This is a genomic window from Leptospira jelokensis, assembly GCF_004769635.1.
Taxonomy (GTDB): domain Bacteria; phylum Spirochaetota; class Leptospiria; order Leptospirales; family Leptospiraceae; genus Leptospira_A; species Leptospira_A jelokensis.
The window spans coordinates 704,820-723,586 of the sequence record NZ_RQGH01000026.1; the positions used below are offsets into that span (position 1 = coordinate 704,820).

An 18,767-nucleotide genomic window follows, 5' to 3' on the forward strand; every position below is an offset into this window, starting at 1 on the left:
ACCTAGGGGGTCTGTTCTTTGGTTAAGATAAAGATAGACGGAGTCGAATACGAAGTCGACGAAAAGAAAAACCTCATTGATGCAACAAAAGAAGTAGGAGTCGAAATTCCTTACTTCTGTTACCACCCAGCTCTGAGCATTGTCGGTATGTGCCGCATGTGCCTCATTGAGATTGAAGGGGTGCCTCGGTTACAAGCAGCTTGTAATACTCCTGTAAAAGAGGGAATGGGTATCATTACCAAATCTGATCGTGTGAAAGAAGCACGCGCTGGTACCATGGAATTCCTTCTCGCCAATCACCCGTTAGACTGTCCAGTTTGTGATAAAGCTGGAGAATGTCGTTTGCAAGACAATGCATTTGGATCGGGAACAGGACATTCACGTTTTGAATTCGAAAAACGAAATATCCCTCAAGAAGAGATTGGAACCAATCTGATCATCAATCACAATCGATGCATTGTTTGTTACCGTTGCGTTCGTTTTGAAGAAGAAAAAGTAGGTGAGTCAAACCTCGGTTTATTTGAAAGAGGGAACCATTCCATCATCGGTCTTGCGAAATCCGAACCAATTGACCACAACTACCAAGGAGCACTTGCTGACATTTGCCCTGTAGGAGCCCTACTCAATAATAAAACATTGTTTAAATCACGCGTTTGGTGGTACAAATCACATAAATCTGTATGCCATGGATGTTCTACAGGATGTAATGTAACAACGAATGTACGAGACAACAAAATGTATCGTTACATGGTGCGTGAAAACTTTGAACAAGGGATGTTTTTTCTTTGTGACAAAGGTCGGTTTGACCTGGATTGGATGAATCAAAATCGTTTGCTCAGTTATTTGGAAAATGGAAAAAATTCAACTTCCCAAGTGGTTGTATCAAAAATCATCGATCGGATGAAAGAAGCCAAGTCGATCGTTGTTCTTGGTGGTGCACACGAATCCAACGAAAGCTTAGAAGCTCTCAAAAACAATCTTCAAACTCTCTCACGTGAGTTAGGTGGAAAAACCATCCAATGGGAATCTCGTGTAACAGATGCACAAAACAAAGAAACCGAACAAGTTGACTTTTTACTCACAAAAGACTACCACCCGAATACAAAAGGAGCAATTGATTTAGGTCTTACCACTCCCCAAGGTATTTCTGGAATTGTTTCTGCAGTAAAACAAGGAACCATTGATTTGGTGATCCTTCTAAAGGAATCAATTCCAGATGGAATCGATCCAAACAAAGTGATTTGTTTTGATACGAATTTGACTGATGCTGCAAAGAACGCAAGTTTGGCGGCACCAATTCAAATTTTCTGTGAATCAGAAGGAAGTTTTACGAATAAAAACGGATTAAAACAAAACTTTGAAAAGTCAATGAACCCCATCCAAGGGTTGTTCACTTCTGCCGGTGTTGTAGAACTCATTCTAAATACCATGGCAAAAAAAATGGAGGCATCCGTTGGGAACCGTTAATGTCGTCAACGTAGCCAAAAAACACCAGTTTTCTTGGTATGAAAAATTTTATTTTTGGTCCATCGGCAAAGGCCTTTGGATCACTCTAAAACATTTTGTAAAAGTTGCTTTTTTTAACAAACAAGTCACCATTGAATACCCTGATAAAAAACGACAATATTCAACTCGGTTTCGCGGGATGCACTCGATGAAACGGGATGAACAAGGTCGAGAAAGGTGTACGGCTTGTTTTTGCTGTATGTGGATTTGTCCTGCCAATGCGATTCACATCGAAGCAGCAGAAGTGCCAGCAGAACGCCAACACCTTCACCCTGAAGATAAGTTTGCGAAAAAATTTGAGATCAATTTGTTACGTTGCATTTTCTGTGGGTTATGCGAAGAGGCATGTCCCAAAGGTGCGATTTATTTAGATGGAACAGGTGAGATGGCAGCCGACAACCGGGAAGATTTGTTTTTAACCAAAGAAAGGATGATGGAAAAAACAGGTGGTCCCATCCTCGGCCAAAGGAATTAAAATTCTAACCTTTCAGCGAATTTATGACCCGGGTTTGTATTTTCAAAATACATCCGGGTGTTTGACTTAAGTATTTCAATCTAGCACTGTGCTTTCTCAATTTTTCCCTCACATAAAGAAACGAGTTTGGATCAATTTTATGATCTTACTTTGTTTCTTTGGAAACGTGATTGGGCTTGTATCTCCTTTGGTTGCTGAAACCACCATCATTGAAAATGAAGAAGATGAAAAACGTGTTTTGGAAAACCATGCGTTTGAAAAATTACGCTTTGGACTCGCGAATCACATCCACTATTACAAGGTCAAAAAAACAAAAAATACTGTCGTCGAACAAAGGTCAGGCCGTAAACGATTGTATGATCATAATTTGATCTTACGTTCGATCTTTCGGAATCGCATCTTACACCATCAGTATGGTTCAATCGGACGCCTGTTAGATGGTGCTAGTTTTATAGATTTTGGTAGTGCCATTCTTTATGAAGAAGGGGCAGTCACAGTCCGTGATTTGTACGAAGACCAATTCCTTTCTCGTTACATCAAAAAAATTGTCGCAACCGATATCAATGATCCCGAATACGATCACACTCGTTACATCGAAATCCACCTCACAGAACGAGATCCCTTTCCCTTTGCCTTCAATGAAATTCCGTATCGACTGGACGATCCTTCTTACATTCGTATCTTAACAAATCTATATACACCGAACGAATTTTCGCCAGTGATCTTTCGGAGCACTAACTCTGGTCCTGACTTATTTTATACCGTCGAAGAAATGAAGGAACATTTCCGCTCTGTTTTGGATGCCAATCCGCACCGAACGATTCTGTATTTTTTCAACCGATACATTTTTTTCCGTACCCCTTGCGAATCCAAGTTCCAACTGATTGGAACCATCGACGAAAAGGTGGGCGTCAACCATAGTTTCAGTGCCTGGCGGTATGTGGACTGGAACAAACGGGATTTTGCCGAGGCAATTGATCCCAATTTTCGATACATCCGCATTGCCGACGAACGGAATGAAAGCAAAGCCGACCGGCTTGATGCGATGATTGCGGGCTATTCTTGCCAAATCCAAGCGAAAATGAAGTACTACCGTCACAAATTCACAAAAACTATGACGAAATGATGATTTTTTTACTTTTCTTGTGAGGCGAACTCTGTACGTTTTTCCTAGAACACCCAGAGAGAGGTAAACCCATGGGGAATTCCTATATTATTGATGCTGTCCGAACTCCGAGAGGAAAGGGCAAAAAACGCGGGACACTTGCATCCGTCCACCCACAAGAATTAGCTGCTGCCACATTAAAAGCCATCCAATCCCGTACAGGAATCGATCCAAAAACGGTAGAAGAAGTTGTAATGGGTTGTGTATCCCAAGTCGCTGACCAAGCTGCATGTATCGCACGTTATGCGGTAATGGCTGCTCATTGGCCAAAAGATGTTCCTGGTTACACAGTAAACCGTTTCTGCGGATCTGGATTACAAGCTCTAAACAACGTAGCAAACCATGTTGGATCTGGTGCGATGGAACTTGGAATCGGTGGAGGAGTTGAATCTATGAGCCGAGTGAAAATGGGTGATGATATGATCGGTCGTGATTTTAACGTTGGGAACGATAAAATTGCTGCTCATTACAATTTAGTTCCACAAGGGATCTCTGCTGATTTAATCGCAACGAAGTATGATATTTCTCGTGAGGAAGCAGATCGTTTTGCGGAATCTTCTCAACAAAAAGCGCATGCTGCCATTCAAAATGGCCACTTCAAAAAATCTGTGATCCCAATCACTTTGGATGATGGAACAGTTGTAACAGAAGAAGAAAATCCAAGGATCGAATCTGATTATGCATTCCTTTCAAGTCTTGGTCCTGTTTTCAAAACGATTGGTGAAAAAGAACTCGATGCGATTGCACTTCGTTCATACCCAGAAGTGAAAAAAATCAATCACATCCATACACTAGGAAACTCTTCTGGTATCGTGGATGGTGCTGCGGCGATTTTAGTAACCAATGATGATGGATTGAAAAAATACGGTTTGAAACCTCGTGCAAAAATCCTCGCAACAGTAGCAACTGGTGAAGACCCAACCATCATGTTAACTGGTCCAGTTTCTGCTTCTCAAAAAGCTTTGAAACAAGCAGGACTCAGCGTAAAAGACATCGACCTTTGGGAAATCAATGAAGCTTTCGCATCTGTTGTGTTATACGTAAAGAAAACACTTGGAATTGATGAATCCAAAATCAATGTAAATGGTGGAGCGATTGCGCTTGGACACCCACTCGGAGCAACAGGTGCGATCCTTACTGGAACCGTACTTGACGAGTTGGAAAGAAGAGACCTTCGTTACGGCCTCATCACCCTTTGCATTGGTGGTGGTATGGGTATTGCAACAATCATCGAACGATTGAAGTAAAACCAAATTTACTAAAACATTCAAGTTTAGGCCCCAATTCCATTGGGGTTTAAACTTGGTTCTAATCTCTTTCAATTCAATTGATACAATCTAATACAAATGGAACGATTTTTCAGTTTTGACCACTGCATCTGATTGTGGCGAAGGCATTACATTGAAACAACCTTTTGCAAATGAGTGGGAATGTTCCTGCGAATCCTATCTTGAAACTGGGGTGAGCAATAGGAATCGCATATCATCGTGAATGAGGTGATAAACGTGAAACTGAGATTCTTGTGTTATGCGTAATGCTTTAAACGAAATTTATATTCAAACATTCATAGATAAAATTTAATAAATTGAAATACCAAAATTTACCTATATCCTTTTTCAAATAGCCAAAACAAATTCAATTAAAAGAGAGAAAATGAAAAAAATAATATTAATTATTAGTTTATTCGCTAGCATACTTTTTTTAACAAATTGTAGTGAAAAAACAACAGAGGCTCAATTCATTCCAATTCGAGATGAAATTAACCTATTCTCGAACAAAGAAAAAGAAGAATTAGCCGATCTAATTTTAAATTTTAAAAAAAAATATGGATCAGAAATTGCCATTCTAATCATTGAAACGACAAAAAATAAATCTATTGAAGAATATTCTCTGGAATATTTTGAAAAATGGAAAATTGGGAGGGAATTTTACAATGATGGATTACTGATACTACTCGCTATTGATGATAAAAAAGTAAGAATAGAAGTTGGATATGGATTAGAAAAAATAATTAAAGATGAAATTGCCGCTAGAATTATAAAAGAAAAAATGATTCCTCGTTTTAAAAATGGAGAATTCTTTCCAGCTATTAAAATTGCTGTAGAAGATTTGATTAAATTTATAGAAAATAATTCAGATTTGATCGGGGATCAAGAGGGAATTAATTCTCGTTGGGATAAAATAAAAAATCATATTAAGAAATAAAGCACTACGCATAACAGCGACTTACCGCTAATCTTCAACACAATGCCCTCGCACGGCGTCCGTCAAATTCCCCGTCTGACATTCGCTCTGCATATAAAATCAAATTCTTTCCGTTCTTAGAAATTCCTACTGACAAAATCGTAATAGAATTTAAAACCAAAACCGCAAACGATAGAACACAAATATGGATGGAAATTTTTAGGATGAATTTACATTAATATTTGTATGCCATCACTAGGTGAGTCATCCATGAAATCAAAACTATATTTAACCATTTTATTTTTTCTTTTTGTCTGTTCCGATAAAAAAAATGAAACGGAGCAAGGACCAATCCATCGATTTGTTACACAGATTCCGGCGACAGAGGTATTTGATTCCAGTGCTTTAAAAAAGGTAACGTTATTGATTCCTTGGAAAACGAAAGTTACAATCAGGGAGATCATTCAAAACAAAGATTCTACAAATATCATTCATTTTTCATATGAAGGAAAGGATTATTATGGAAAGGAATCTGATTTTTCTGTGAATGAACCAGAGTTGTATATGAGAGTGAATGTAAACTCTCGCCTTCGTTTGCGTTCAAAACCGAATAAGGATTCGGATGTTTTGGAAAAAATTCCGAATGGTTATGTATCATCTATTTTATCCATCGATCCTAAACTTGTTACCATTGATGGAATTAAAGGATATTGGTTTCAAATTGCATATAATGGTTTGAATGGTTGGATATTTTCTGGTTATACAATTACTTCTAGAAGCGAAGTTAGCTTAAGTTGGGCAGATAGGATCAATTTGGAACCAGAAGAATTAAGTAGCAATCTGTCTGATTTACAAACTGAATTAATGGATTACGATGTGAAAGAGACAACATCGGTGAATGGTTATGAACTCATTCTTGCGAGACGAAAAAACCAAACTGAAATGGAAGAATGCATTGAGGGGGATAAACTTTTCATCTACAATAAAAAAGAAGATTTTATTTATAAATCGGAATCATTTTCCATTTCGATCAGACAGGAAAACTATCCATTTACAAATGCAATTTTAGTGAGAGAGGAACATTGCGGATGTTGTTGTCCGAGTGCAAGTGACAGTATTATCCATTTGGGCAAAGTTCCTATAAAAATTAATTCTTTCTTAAATGATAGCACAATGAGTTGTTCCTATGTTTATGGCGAAACTTCATTCAGCTATGAAATTAAAAATAAATTCACAAAGAACCAAGAGAATTTGAAGTACGTGAGAACGCCAGATTGTTATGAATTTTTCAATTCAAATCACGATATTGACTCTGAAGTTACCATAATCCCTCCTAAAATTTCTAACGAATATTTTGTTTATAGTAAATATGGTAAAACCTTGGAAGTGGAAGTGTATAAGAACGAAGGAATACCCAAACAATTCAAAACACTTTGGGAAGAATCGAATACGGATTCTCAATAAAATCCGTCTAACGTCTTGAATATGCTTTTACAATCGAGGAAAAAATTAACTAAACTTTTATGATTCAAAAAGAAGAAATACAAAAATTAGAAATGAATTTGATCGAAGCAATCAAAACAAGTAATGTTTCGTTTTTGCAAGGAATTTTAAATGACGACCTTCAATTCATAGCACCAAATGGAATGATCGTTACCAAACAAATGGATTTAGATTCCCATCGTAATAAAACTATGGTTGTAGAATCCATTGAATCAAAATTAGAAGAGATCAAAATCATCAATGATACTGCCATTGTTGTCATCGTTTATCAAACGAAGGGAAAGATGTTAGGCAACCCGATCGAAGGAAACTTTCGCTATTTGAGGGTTTGGAAACTCATGCCTAGCGGTTATCAGATCATCGCAGGTAGTTGTATACAAATCGAAACTCAAATGCCAAAATAAACAGATTGCATAAATTTTTCCAAATGAAGAGTAATGACTTATGAGCCTAACCGAAACTTTAACTGGCATTTTCTGCCACAAATGCCAATACAAAGTAGCAGAAGTGTTAGATGGTTGCCCTTCTTGTGGTAGTGAATCAATCGAAACTGTAGAACTGAAACAAACAGGAACTATTGTTTCATTTACAATTGTGCATGTTGGATTTGGACATATGGCAAAAAGAGCTCCTTACATACTTGCTATCGTTCAAACAGAAGAAAATGTTAAACTCACAACAGTGATAGATGGCGTAGTTGATTTTAATTCTGTTAAAATTGGTGATAAAGTTCGATTTAAAACGAACGATGAAGAGATCGGTCCATTATTTCAATACTAAACTATGAAATCCCGAAAAGAAACAATCGGCAAATCATTTAACATTAAAAAATGGATAAGTCAGTATCCAATTGCTTCTGATGAAGTTTTGGAATACTATTTTAATTTATCTCCTGCAATGTTAGATAAGTTAATGGAAATTCGAGTTTGGATTTATGAATTATCGAAATCTGACAATCGAATTGGAATGATTCAGGAGTGTTTGAAATGGGGTGAACCAAGTTTTCTAACACCAATTACCAAATCAGGTTCTACCATTCGAATGGCAAAAGTAAATGATAATACATTTGCTCTTTACTTTAATTGTAAAACGACCATTGCAAAGGAGATAGCGATGGAATTTCCGGAATTCAATTGTGATGGAAAAAGGGCTCTATTTTTTCCAATCAATCAAAAATTACCCAAAACCAAACTTACTCTCTGTTTAAAGAAAGCATTGTTATATCATAAACGAGAATTATAGTTTTTATTTAAATTCTGATTGAGTTTAAAGAGTTGTTATGCAAAAAATCAACTTTTCCGGTAAAAGGAAATACACGAAATGCGTACAGAAAAAAACAGTTTTACTTTTTCAATACGAGTTCGTTATGCAGAAGTGGATTCGCAAGGGATAGTATTCAACGCGAATTATCTCCATTATTTGGATGTGGCCATCACTGAGTATTTCCGAGCAAAAGGGATTTCCTACGCTGAATTTGTCGATACATACCAATTGGATTTTCATGTCATCCAATCACTCATTGATTATCGTAATGCTGCAAAGTTTGATGAAGTGATCGAAGTGCAACTAGAACCAAGTTACCAATCTTCGAAAGTATTTTGGCAATTCCAAATGCAGACAAATGGGAAACGAATTTGTTCAGGGTCACTCACTTATATTACTGTAAGCCATGTAACCAAAAAAATTGTTACATTGCCTGAGGCAGTGGTCCAGTTGTTGCAATTGAAAAAGAAAAATCCTTAGAGATTGGAATTTATCATTTCAAATATTGTTCCGTCTAACTAGTTTAAAGTTAGGCTCTAAAAACTTCCATTTTTCCTTTCGCTATCAGATTCGAATTGGCCTCGCCATCCACCACCCAGTGCCTTGTACAAACCAATATTAGATTCAAGTAAACTATACTTCAATTCAAAGGCTTCTACTTGCGCTTCCAAAAAATCCCTTTGACTAAACAAAACATCGATATAATCAATCCTTCCGGCTTTAAATAGGATATTGGAAATCTCAACTGATTCTTTTAAATTCTGCACTTGTTTATTCTTTGCTTCAAATTTCTGAGTGAGATTTTTGATTTTTACAATTTGATTCGTCACTTCGGTAAATGCTTTTAGGAGTGAGACTTCATAATTATAAATGGCTTGGATTTGTAAGTTGTTTGCTGTTGCATAATTGGCTTCTATCGCTTTTCTGTTGATGAGCGGTGCAATGATCCCTCCACCTATTCCATAAGCGAGTGATACTGGTGTTCCTTTAAAATGTTTGGAATTAAAAACTTCATAACCAATGTTTCCGTCAATGGACAGGGAGGGATAAAATTTTGCTCTAGCCACCTCGATGTCTAGTTTTCTAGATTCTAAAATCAGTGTAGCTTGTTTGATATCAGGTCGATTTTCAAGGAGATCAACTGGAACTGATTTTTGAATTTCAGGGAGGGCAATTTCTAAAAAATTGTCTGAGGTACGATTGATTTTTTCTGGGAATCTTCCTAATAGGAAATTGAGTCGATTTTCAGTGATTGCTATTCTTTGCACGATATCATATTTACGCGCTAAATTTTTGGATACCTCGGCTTCGAATCGTTTTACTGCAAGGGAAGTTGTTCTACCAGCTTCCCTTTGTAATACGACGATTTCCTTTACCTTGGACAATACCTCAATATAGTTTTGAATGAGAGTGAGTTGGTTGTCGAGTGCCTTCAATTCAAAGTAAGTATCTGAAATTTCTGCAACTAAGTTGGTAACAACAAATCTTTTTCCTTCAATACTTGCTAAATACCTTAGGTAAGCAGATTTTGTTGCATTCCTTAGTTTTTTCCAAATGTCGATTTCCCAACTCATAACGAGTCCACCGTGAGCAAACAATGTCGGTGAATTCGCATTAGGTGTACTAAATCTTTCTTTTTGTTCGCTTCCTGCGTCCGCTTGGAGTGATAATTTGGGTAAGTATTCCCCTTGCCTTGCAAAAACTTCGTTGTTTGCGATACTGATTTCTTGTTCTAAAACTTCAAGTTCCTGGTTATTTTTGATGGCAATCTCAATCAATGATATCAATTGGGGTTCATTAAAGAACTGGTTCCATATTTCTGTTTGTAACTTGATCGCTTTTTCAGAGGACTCCCAATTTTGAAATTGTTCAGGAAGTTGTAGATCTTCTTTATCTCTTACATAAAGTGCAGGAATACATGAAATATTCCATAAAACTATGAATATGATGATAAACCGTTTCATTTGATTTCCTTCCTTGTTTTTCTATTTTTTTTGCGTTCGATTTCAGAAAAACGGTAACTTGCATCCGATTCCGAAAGTGGCATATGATCTTCATGGTAGATGAGGCTTTTTCCTTTTGCAATGTTGGCAAAAATGATGTAGAGGCCAGGCACTACGATCACTCCAAAAATGGTTCCAAACAACATTCCACCTAATGCACAGGCTCCGATGGTATGATTTGCAATGGCGCCAGGTCCCGTTGCAACGATGAGTGGAAAAAGTCCTGCTATAAAGGCAAAAGAGGTCATTAAAATTGGTCGAAACCTTGCTTTCGCTCCTTCCAGTGCTGCATCTATGATACTAAGGCCAGCTTCTTGCCTTTGCCTTGCAAATTCGACTATCAGAACCGCATTTTTGCCCAGTAGTCCGATTAACATAATCATACCAATCTGGGCATAAATATCGTTGGCTAGTCCGAGCAAACGTAGTAAGAAAAAAGAACCAAAGATACCAGGTGGGAGTGAGAAAATAACGGAAAATGGAATGATAAAACTCTCATACTGGGCAGATAACACTAAATATACGAAGACGATTACGACGATGAAGATGTAGATCGCTTCATTCCCTCGAGAGGCTTCATCGTAGGATAAACCTTCCCATCCAACTTCAAATCCTTTTGGTAGTGTTTTGGAAACTTCTCGAATGGCTTGTATAGCATCCCCTGTTGTATAACCATCACTGGGCAATACATTGATCACGGAGGAAGTGTAAGCATTGTATCTGGTAATTTCATTGGCTCCTTGTCTTTGTTCCAATGACATAAAGGAGGAGTAAGGAACCATCTCACCTTTGTCATTCGGTGTGAATAACCCAAGAATATCGGAAGGTAACCTTCTGAATTCCGGAGATGACTGAACATACACCTTAAAGAATTGATTGAATCGAATGAATCCTTGTTCGTAGGTACTGCCAACGAGGATATCTAGGTTATCCATTGCTTCCCCAATGTTGACTCCTTTTTGCATCGCGAGTTTTCGATCTAACTTTACTTCAAGTTGTGGAAACTTTGCTGAGTAAAAAGAAAATAACCCAGTCAACTCCTCTCTTTTTTTCAATTCAGCCATAAACTCTTCATGTACTTTGTCGAAAGCTGTGTAGTCTCCGCTATTGGTTTTATCGAGCAAACGAAACATAACGCCGCCTGCCGCACCAAAACCAGGAACAGCAGGTGGTTCAAAGAATTCTATGATGGCTCCAAAATTTTTGGTTTTGTGTTCCAATTCTTCCAATACGTCGTGGACAGAATTTTTTCTATCGGACCAATCTTTTAAACTGATAAGACAAGTTCCTGCATTCGATCCTTCTCCTTCCGTAAGGATTTCATAACCCGCAAGTGAAGCAACGGAGTCAACACCTTCGATTTTCAATGCAATCTCTTGCAGTTTTCTTGCGACATCATTGGTTTTTTCGATCGTAGATCCAGGTGGTGTTTGGATCACTGCATAGATCATCCCTTGGTCTTCCCCTGGAACAAAACCTGATGGAACAAATTGTGATAATAAAACGAATCCTAATGAGAAAAAGAGTAAGAGTGAAACGATAAATACTTTTGAACCAGAAAATCGATTCATTAATTGCACATATTGATCAGTTACAATCTCAAAATAAAAATTAAATTTTTCTAAGAAAAGATCTATTGGATTGTGAGTTTTTTTGTTATGGCTATGCGGTTTCAGAATCATAGCCGTAAGGACTGGTGTTAATGTCAAAGCAACTAAACCAGAAAGTACGATAGACGTTGCCATGGTAATTGCAAATTGTCTGTAAAAAACTCCCACAGGGCCTGGTAAAAAAGTGACAGGGACAAACACTGCTGTCATGAGAAGTGTGATCGCAATCACTGCTCCACTTATCTCTCCTAATACTGCTTTAACAGATAAATAAACACTTAGATGGTCTTCGGCCATTTTGGCGTGAACGGCTTCAACCACTACAATTGCATCATCAACAACAATACCAATAGCTAACACCATCGCAAAGAGAGTAATTAAATTGATAGTCAGGCCCAATGCCATCATAAATGAAAAGGCACCTATTAAAGAAACAGGTACAGCAATGATGGGAATGAGTGTTGAGCGCCAATCACCAAGAAAGATAAAAACAACAATTGCAACGAGAACAAAGGCTTCTACCAAAGTATGGATCACTTTTTCAATGGCGGCATCAATAAAGTTTGAAACATCATAACTTAATTTGTAATCCATTTCAGGTGGGAATGTTTGTTTGAGTTCTTCTAACTTTGCTTTGATATCTTCGATGACGACTTTTGCATTACTCCCTTCGGTTTGTTTAAACATGATGGCAGCGGCCGGGTGTCCATCTACATCTGAATAAATATTATAAAACTCACTATCGAGTTCTACTTTTGAGATATCTTTGAGATAGAGTAATTCTCCTCCATTTTTGGCACGAATGATAATATTCTCGTATTGCCCAGGTTCATTGTACCAACCTTCATAGGTTAAGGTATATTCTAATGATTGAGCTTGTTTTCCCGAACTTTGGCCAAGGCGACCAGGTCTTGCAATAATACTTTGGTTTTCAATTGCTTTCATGACTTCGGATGTTGTTACATTATAAGCACGCATCCTGTCAGGATTTAACCAAACACGCATCGCATATTGCCTTGTTCCTAAAATCTTCGCTTGTCCAATGCCATGAATTCTTTTTAACTCAGGTAATAGAAACACAGTTGCATAATTGTATAAAAATTTCTCGCTCGCATTTGGATCTTTGCTATATAAGTTTACGTACAAAAGCATACTCGGTTGGACAGGTTGGACAAAGATTCCTTCCAAACGAACTAATTCAGGAACGCGATACATCATTTGGTCCACACGAGTTTTTACTTGTACTAGAGCATCATTTGGATTTGTTCCTGGATCGAATAATACTTGTATGATGGCATCTCCTGAACTCGTTGAGGAAGAGATCATATATCGCATTCCAGCTACACCATTGATTGCTTGTTCCAATGTAGTTATGGTTGATTGGACTAAAACTTGAGCACTAGCACCTGGGAATGATAATGTTATCGTGACGCGAGGCGGAGCAATTTCAGGAAATTGTGAAACTGGAATGTTTTTGATGGATATTAACCCAACAAACACAACTAATACGGAAATAACAATCGCGAGGACTGGTCTTTGGAGAAATTTTGTAAACATACAATAATCTCCTAATGAGCCGATAACTCGAAACTTTTCATAATGTTTTCACGAGTTTCGATGTTAAATTTTACAGTATCACCTTCATGTACTTTTCCAAGTCCTTCTAATAATACGATGTCATTGTCAGTGATTCCAGATTCGACAACAAATAAGTGTGGGATTTCATTCGAAATTTTAATTTCTCTCGTTTTTAATTTTCCCTTACTAGAAATCGTATATACATAATGTTTATCTAATACTTCAAAAGTCGCTTTTTGAGGAATGAGGAGTGCGTCTTTTAAATTTTCTTTTATCACGACATTTCCCGTTTCTCCATGACGTAATAATCTATTTGGATTAGGAAATGTTGCCCTAAAAGGAATGGTTCCAGTTTCGCTATCGAATTCACCTTCAATTGTGTCAGCGATTCCTTCATGATTGAAGTATTCACCATTCGCCATCAAAAATTTTACTTTTAACGGTTTGTCACCTGATCTTCTGGCATTCGAAAAGTTTAAATAATCTTTTTCCGAAACATTGAAATACACCCATAGTTTGGATATGTCGGAAATCGTAGTTAATAAAGTCCCTTCTTCGACTAAACTACCAAGTCGAACTTGGAATCGATCTGTGATTCCTGTAAAAGGTGCCGTAACTGTTGCCAAGTTTAAATGGACTTGGGCTAATTCCATAGCGGCTTTATTTTTCTTTAATCGCGCTTTGATGAGTGAAAGTTCTGTTTGAGAAACAACATTTTCTTTAAATAATTTCTCTGTGTTCTCAAATTCGATTAAAGTAGATTCGTATTCTGCTTTGGCTTTGTCATATTGAGCATTGACAAGCATAGGCATTACTTGGAATAACTTCTGACCTTTTTTGACAACTTTACCTTCATCCATAAAGATATGGGTTAGATATCCTTTTTCAAAGGCTCTTACTTCGATGCGTTGGATTGCCTTTACTTGTGCAACATAGTTTTTATCGATCGTTACATCCTGTTTCCAAGGATAAGTAGCCATTAATGAATTTTTGTCTTCATGGTTTTTCCCATGGCAATTCAATAATAGAAAGAATGGAATGAAAAATGCCGAAATAAATAGTTTAGTTGAAAAAACGTGTCTGCCCTTTAAAAAAAGATCCATTGTGTCCCCACTTTAGCTAACGAAAGTTAGCCAAATTTTTAAATACCATCAATCGCGTTCTAAAAAGCGATTTTCCGTGGATAAAAATTTATGTTAAGCGGAGATGGGTGGAGCCCGGCCTTTGAGGTTGTTAGCGAAAAAAGATGCAGTTTGAAAAAAGAATGGGATTTGTATTAGTTCAGATTCAAATTGAATTGTAATTTGAACCATTGAAACAAAGGAATGATTGGTGATCTGATAGCGATGTGCATTGATTTCCGATTCTTCCTCATTCGATTCACTGACTTCTTGAATGGTATAAGAAAAATCGCATAAACTACTGTGTTTATAAGAGGTATGCTTTTGGTATGGTTCGAGATTGGATGCGTAACCTTCAGTATTTGTACTGACGAAAACGATCGAAAGTAACAATACTGCAAATCGATAGACAAATGTATTTACCACCAACGTGCGCATCTATTGCCAGCGAATTCCCCAATCGTGAATTGTCAACAGTTAATATAAATAGTACTTAGTCTCATTCAAGTAACCATTTACGAAACCGTTTCCCATTCCTATGGACTCTTTTCAGGTTCCATTTGGATGGGAAAATTTTCTTCTCCGCATGAGAGCGATGATAAGAAAAGAGAGGAAAGATTGCAGCGGAAAGCGGGGTCGTTTTGAAATTGTATTCAGTGTTAAAGATCCATTGCGAGGCGCCCCACAAAAACAAATCGTCCAGATTCATGATTCCATACTAATTTAATATATATTTAAAAATTCAAATGAATCCAATAGAAATAATTTATCTACTATCTGGTATAATGGACAAATTGTTCAAAAATCGTTTTTGATTTGACTTGTCAATTTATTTCTGATTAAGATTCGTGACAAACTTATCACTCAAAGGATTTTCCTATGAACCTTGCTTCCATTTTCTTGCGATCACTTATAACGAGTGCCATTCTCGTGATGGCATTTTCAAATTGTTCAAAACGAAAAGTAAAACCATTGGAACCAGCCATGCGTTTTTACTTTTTCCAATCCAATCAAGATTTGGAACTCATCAAAGAAACAAAGTTACCAGGTATTGCAATCGGAAAGGTGAATGCCAAAGATAACGTTGAAGTTACAGCTTACGTTGAGGTGACAGAAAAAGATAAAACCATTACATATTTTGAAGTAATTTGTCCCGAAAGATTGAAAGCACAGTGTGATGAAGGTAAGGCTTATTTTCTTAGCACTTCAAAACTGAGTGCGGATTATGTAACAAGGTTACTCGATATGGGAAATGCTTTTTTACCTGAAAAAGCAGTCGGAACGATCGTCGGTAAAAATGATTATGGAGTGATCAATGCATTGAGACAGTGGTTGGTGAATCCCGAGAAAATCAAATCCATTGATCTTTCAAAAGTAAATGTGGATATTTTTAACATTGCTCTGGCTTTAGAATTTCCAAAACCAGATGATCGACTAAAAGTTTTGAACGAATTGGTTTTATTGCCAAATTTAGTAGGCCAAGATACACCTAAAGATTTGAGACTTGCCGCCATTGTGAAACGTTATGCGGTTTTACGCGAAACTGGAAAGGAAGGATCGGGATTGGTTTTACCAGAAGGTCAATCAAGTTCTCTAGTGGAAAATTGGAAACTCCAAAAAGAGGTTATTGAAAAACAACTGTATTCTGAATTTTCTGTGAGAGCAAATTCGTATAAGGGACTCGTCGTCCAATTTAATAAATTTAAAAATCACTATTTAGTCCCAGAGATGATTTTTCAATTGATTGCAAAAGATGGGGCTTATTCGGCAAAGGGTTTGCCATTCCAATACTTTTCACTTTCAAGTTCATCACAAACTGCATTAGACATTGTGAAAAAATTCCAAACAAACTTTGATCCATTGTCTGTTGTTGCCAATGGAAAACTAGAGTTTAAAGAAAACGAAGGTGTGTTTATGCACATCACACAGATGGATGGATCAGGCAATTTAGGTTCGGATGAAACAATAGAAGTTCTTTCTATAGTCGCAGAAGAATCCGGAGGATCCATTGGGTTTCGCATCAAGTTAAAATCAGGTGAAGTGATTCTCACACCTCTTGCCACTACGGATTACCTTCTCACTTCGGGACAAGGTTTCAAAGAATTTTTAGCAACAATTCCAAAAGATTACAAAGAAATTTTCAAAACGAATGCCTATGAAAAGGCAGTTGTTCTCGTTGCCGCAAAATTCGGTGAAGGTGGGTTCAATGAAGAGATTGGTGAAATGCAATATCGGTTGTCGACTTCAGATCGTTATTGGATGATTTATGAAATTGTTCGTTCTCATCCCAATATCAAACGTGATAAAGAATCCAGTGGTTCTTTTGTAACAAGTTATGGAAGTGCAAGTGACGGAACTTGTTTTAATGATTTCCAGTGGAGACAACCGAAAGGTCAGTTTTATGTATCGGGGGTATATGCTGGATGCAATGGGGAAAGTGGAGAAACTCCGAAAAGGGAAGAAGAGTTGTGTTTTGAGGAATTGGGTCCTGATGCGATTTACATCACCTTTCCTGCCTCGGACTTACGATCTGATAAACCAAGGATTGACATAGACCTTCAAAATGAATCTTCCGTATGCCAATACATCAACCGATTGGTATTCGTTTCAAAAAAATACCAAGCTGAGAGTGGTGGTGAATGATTGGATTCCATACTTTTTGTTATGAAGAAACCCATAAATTTGCACAGGAAGTTGTGATACCAAAACTTTCTTTGTAGTGTAAGGATACTACTTCCCAAAAATCACCGCTTCATTGGGAAGTAGGACCAAATCACCTGTATCCAACTCTTTTTCTAGTTCAAAAGATGCACTTCGATTTTTGGAACTGAATAAAATTTGATTCAGTGTCCATTTCCTTGGGTAAGAAACACTAACAGGTTTGGAAGAAAAGTTCAAAAAGATATAAGTTTCTTCTTTTCCTTCTCTCCTTCTATAGTATAGCACTTGTTTATCGGAACTGAGTAAAATCTTTAGTTTTCCCTTTCGGAGGGATTTGCGATCTTTTCGGATTTGGATTAGTTTTTTATATGTATAAAAAAGAGAATTCGGATCTTGTTTTTGCGCTTCCACATTAACTGTGTTCGCCTCTGCGTAAAGGGGTAACCAAGGTTTTCCAGTTGTGAATCCAGTGGATTCGGATCCGTCCCAAGGCATCGGGATTCGTTCTGGATCACGGCCTGGATGGAATGGCCAATACCGCTTTCCAACAGGGTCTTGGATTTTGTTAAACGGGACTTTTTGGCGTTTCATTCCAATTTCTTCACCGTAGTACAGAAATGGTGTTCCTCGTAAGGTTAACATCATACAGGCGGCAAGCCTTGCTCGATCCAATGTATGTTCCCCTTTTTCATAACGAGTGATGTGACGAGGGAAATCATGATTGGACAATGTATAATTAGGCCAGTTGTCTTCCCCAAGAGCAGATTCAAAATCTTTCACAATTTGGAAAAAACGTTCTGCTTTCCAAGAGGAAAATAAAAACATAAAATTGAATGCAAGGTGGAGTTCATCATTTCGGCCACAATATGTAGCTGGTAACAAAACATTTCCAGGGAAATCTTGCATGATTTCACCAACAAACATGCGTTTTTCGGAATAAGAGTCTAGAAGTTTTCGCATGCGACGTAGAATGCCATGCATTTCTGGGCGGTCCCGATCATAAGTATGTACTTGTTTGTCGTAAGGCCTTGGGCCTTTCATAAAATAAGAAGCATTGTTCCGAAAGAATTCATCTTTTACATAAAGATTCACCACATCCAAACGAAATCCATCCACACCCATATCGAGCCAGTATTTCATCATCCGAAAGATTGCGTCCTCCACATCTGGGTTACGCCAATTGAGGTCAGGTTGTTCTTTTAAAAAGGAGTGGAAATAATACTCACCAGTTCGTTTGTCATATTCCCATCCTGAACCTCCAAAAGCTCCTAACCAATTATTCGGTGGACCATTATGGCTAGGTTCTTTCCAAATGTACCAATCACGTTTGGGACTGTTGACAGAAGATCTGGATTCAATGAACCAAGGGTGGAGATGAGATGTATGGTTTACCACCAAATCCATAATAATTCGGATTCCACGTTTGTGCGCTTCCTTTAACAGGCGTTTAAAGGATTGAATGTCTCCGAATACGGGATCTATTTCTTCGTAGTCAGAAATATCATACCCAAAATCAAACATAGGCGAGGGATAAACAGGTGATAACCAAATCGCATCAATGCCAAGGGAATCTTTGGAACCTGCTAAATAATCCAATCGTTCCGTGATTCCATCTAAATCACCGATTCCATCGCCATTGGAATCTTGGAAACTACGTGGATAAATTTGATAGATGACTGCTTCTTTCCACCATGCCAT

General features: G+C 37.5%; 16 protein-coding genes. 11 read left to right on the top strand and 5 right to left on the bottom strand.

All coding sequences use genetic code 11. From position 1 onward, the window contains the following. Positions 1-18 precede the first annotated feature (18 nt). The 10 genes from EHQ62_RS13330 to EHQ62_RS13375 all read left to right on the top strand — a co-directional run bounded on the left by EHQ62_RS13330 (position 19) and on the right by EHQ62_RS13375 (position 8,576). On the top strand, positions 19-1,467 hold the full coding sequence (locus EHQ62_RS13330; RefSeq protein ID WP_135643502.1) for an NADH-quinone oxidoreductase subunit G: 1,449 nt from the start codon (positions 19-21) through the stop codon (positions 1,465-1,467). Beyond that, positions 1,454-1,981, top strand: a complete 528-nt coding sequence (locus EHQ62_RS13335) for a NuoI/complex I 23 kDa subunit family protein (RefSeq protein WP_135643504.1) — start codon at positions 1,454-1,456, stop codon at positions 1,979-1,981. The genes EHQ62_RS13330 and EHQ62_RS13335 overlap by 14 nt, the downstream gene beginning before the upstream one ends. A gap of 139 nt (positions 1,982-2,120) precedes the next feature. Next, entirely contained in the window at positions 2,121-3,107 is a 987-nt protein-coding gene (locus EHQ62_RS13340; protein WP_244241773.1) for a hypothetical protein, read from the top strand. Between the two features lie 71 nt (positions 3,108-3,178). Further along, positions 3,179-4,393, top strand: coding sequence for an acetyl-CoA C-acetyltransferase (locus EHQ62_RS13345; protein ID WP_135643506.1), 1,215 nt, complete (start codon positions 3,179-3,181; stop codon positions 4,391-4,393). A gap of 406 nt (positions 4,394-4,799) precedes the next feature. Further along, on the top strand, positions 4,800-5,351 hold the full coding sequence (locus EHQ62_RS13350) for a TPM domain-containing protein (protein WP_135643508.1): 552 nt from the start codon (positions 4,800-4,802) through the stop codon (positions 5,349-5,351). A gap of 249 nt (positions 5,352-5,600) precedes the next feature. Next, positions 5,601-6,794 (top strand): SH3 domain-containing protein, encoded by a 1,194-nt coding sequence (locus tag EHQ62_RS13355; RefSeq protein WP_135643510.1) that lies wholly within the window; start codon positions 5,601-5,603, stop codon positions 6,792-6,794. 59 nt (positions 6,795-6,853) lie between these two features. After that, positions 6,854-7,237, top strand: a complete 384-nt coding sequence (locus EHQ62_RS13360; protein ID WP_135643512.1) for a nuclear transport factor 2 family protein — start codon at positions 6,854-6,856, stop codon at positions 7,235-7,237. A 40-nt stretch (positions 7,238-7,277) separates the two neighbouring features. After that, on the top strand, positions 7,278-7,613 hold the full coding sequence (locus EHQ62_RS13365; RefSeq protein ID WP_135643514.1) for a Zn-ribbon domain-containing OB-fold protein: 336 nt from the start codon (positions 7,278-7,280) through the stop codon (positions 7,611-7,613). Between the two features lie 3 nt (positions 7,614-7,616). Next, the gene (locus tag EHQ62_RS13370; protein WP_135643516.1) at positions 7,617-8,075 is read left to right on the top strand and encodes a hypothetical protein; all 459 of its coding nucleotides are present in this window, start codon (positions 7,617-7,619) and stop codon (positions 8,073-8,075) included. A gap of 78 nt (positions 8,076-8,153) precedes the next feature. Continuing rightward, positions 8,154-8,576 carry an acyl-CoA thioesterase gene (locus tag EHQ62_RS13375; protein ID WP_135643518.1) on the top strand — a complete coding sequence of 141 codons (423 nt, stop codon included), beginning with the start codon at positions 8,154-8,156 and terminating at the stop codon, positions 8,574-8,576. A 56-nt stretch (positions 8,577-8,632) separates the two neighbouring features. On the opposite strand, the gene EHQ62_RS13380 is transcribed toward EHQ62_RS13375, so the two are convergent. The 4 genes from EHQ62_RS13380 to EHQ62_RS13395 form a co-directional block, all read right to left on the bottom strand. Then, the gene (locus EHQ62_RS13380) at positions 8,633-10,060 is read right to left on the bottom strand and encodes a TolC family protein (protein WP_135643520.1); all 1,428 of its coding nucleotides are present in this window, start codon (positions 10,058-10,060) and stop codon (positions 8,633-8,635) included. Further along, entirely contained in the window at positions 10,057-13,266 is a 3,210-nt protein-coding gene (locus tag EHQ62_RS13385) for an efflux RND transporter permease subunit (protein ID WP_135643522.1), read from the bottom strand. Before EHQ62_RS13385 ends, EHQ62_RS13380 begins: the two co-directional genes overlap by 4 nt. A gap of 11 nt (positions 13,267-13,277) precedes the next feature. After that, positions 13,278-14,267 carry an efflux RND transporter periplasmic adaptor subunit gene (locus tag EHQ62_RS13390; RefSeq protein ID WP_244241774.1) on the bottom strand — a complete coding sequence of 330 codons (990 nt, stop codon included), beginning with the start codon at positions 14,265-14,267 and terminating at the stop codon, positions 13,278-13,280. Positions 14,268-14,483: 216 nt separating this feature from the next. Then, positions 14,484-14,846 (bottom strand): hypothetical protein, encoded by a 363-nt coding sequence (locus tag EHQ62_RS13395; protein ID WP_135643526.1) that lies wholly within the window; start codon positions 14,844-14,846, stop codon positions 14,484-14,486. Between the two features lie 441 nt (positions 14,847-15,287). Here EHQ62_RS13395 and EHQ62_RS13400 point away from each other — a divergent pair, with 441 nt between their 5' ends. Further along, positions 15,288-17,051 carry a hypothetical protein gene (locus EHQ62_RS13400; RefSeq protein WP_135643528.1) on the top strand — a complete coding sequence of 588 codons (1,764 nt, stop codon included), beginning with the start codon at positions 15,288-15,290 and terminating at the stop codon, positions 17,049-17,051. Positions 17,052-17,138: 87 nt separating this feature from the next. Here EHQ62_RS13400 and EHQ62_RS13405 read toward each other — a convergent pair whose 3' ends face one another. Further along, on the bottom strand, positions 17,139-18,767 hold the full coding sequence (locus tag EHQ62_RS13405; protein ID WP_135643530.1) for a glycoside hydrolase family 13 protein: 1,629 nt from the start codon (positions 18,765-18,767) through the stop codon (positions 17,139-17,141).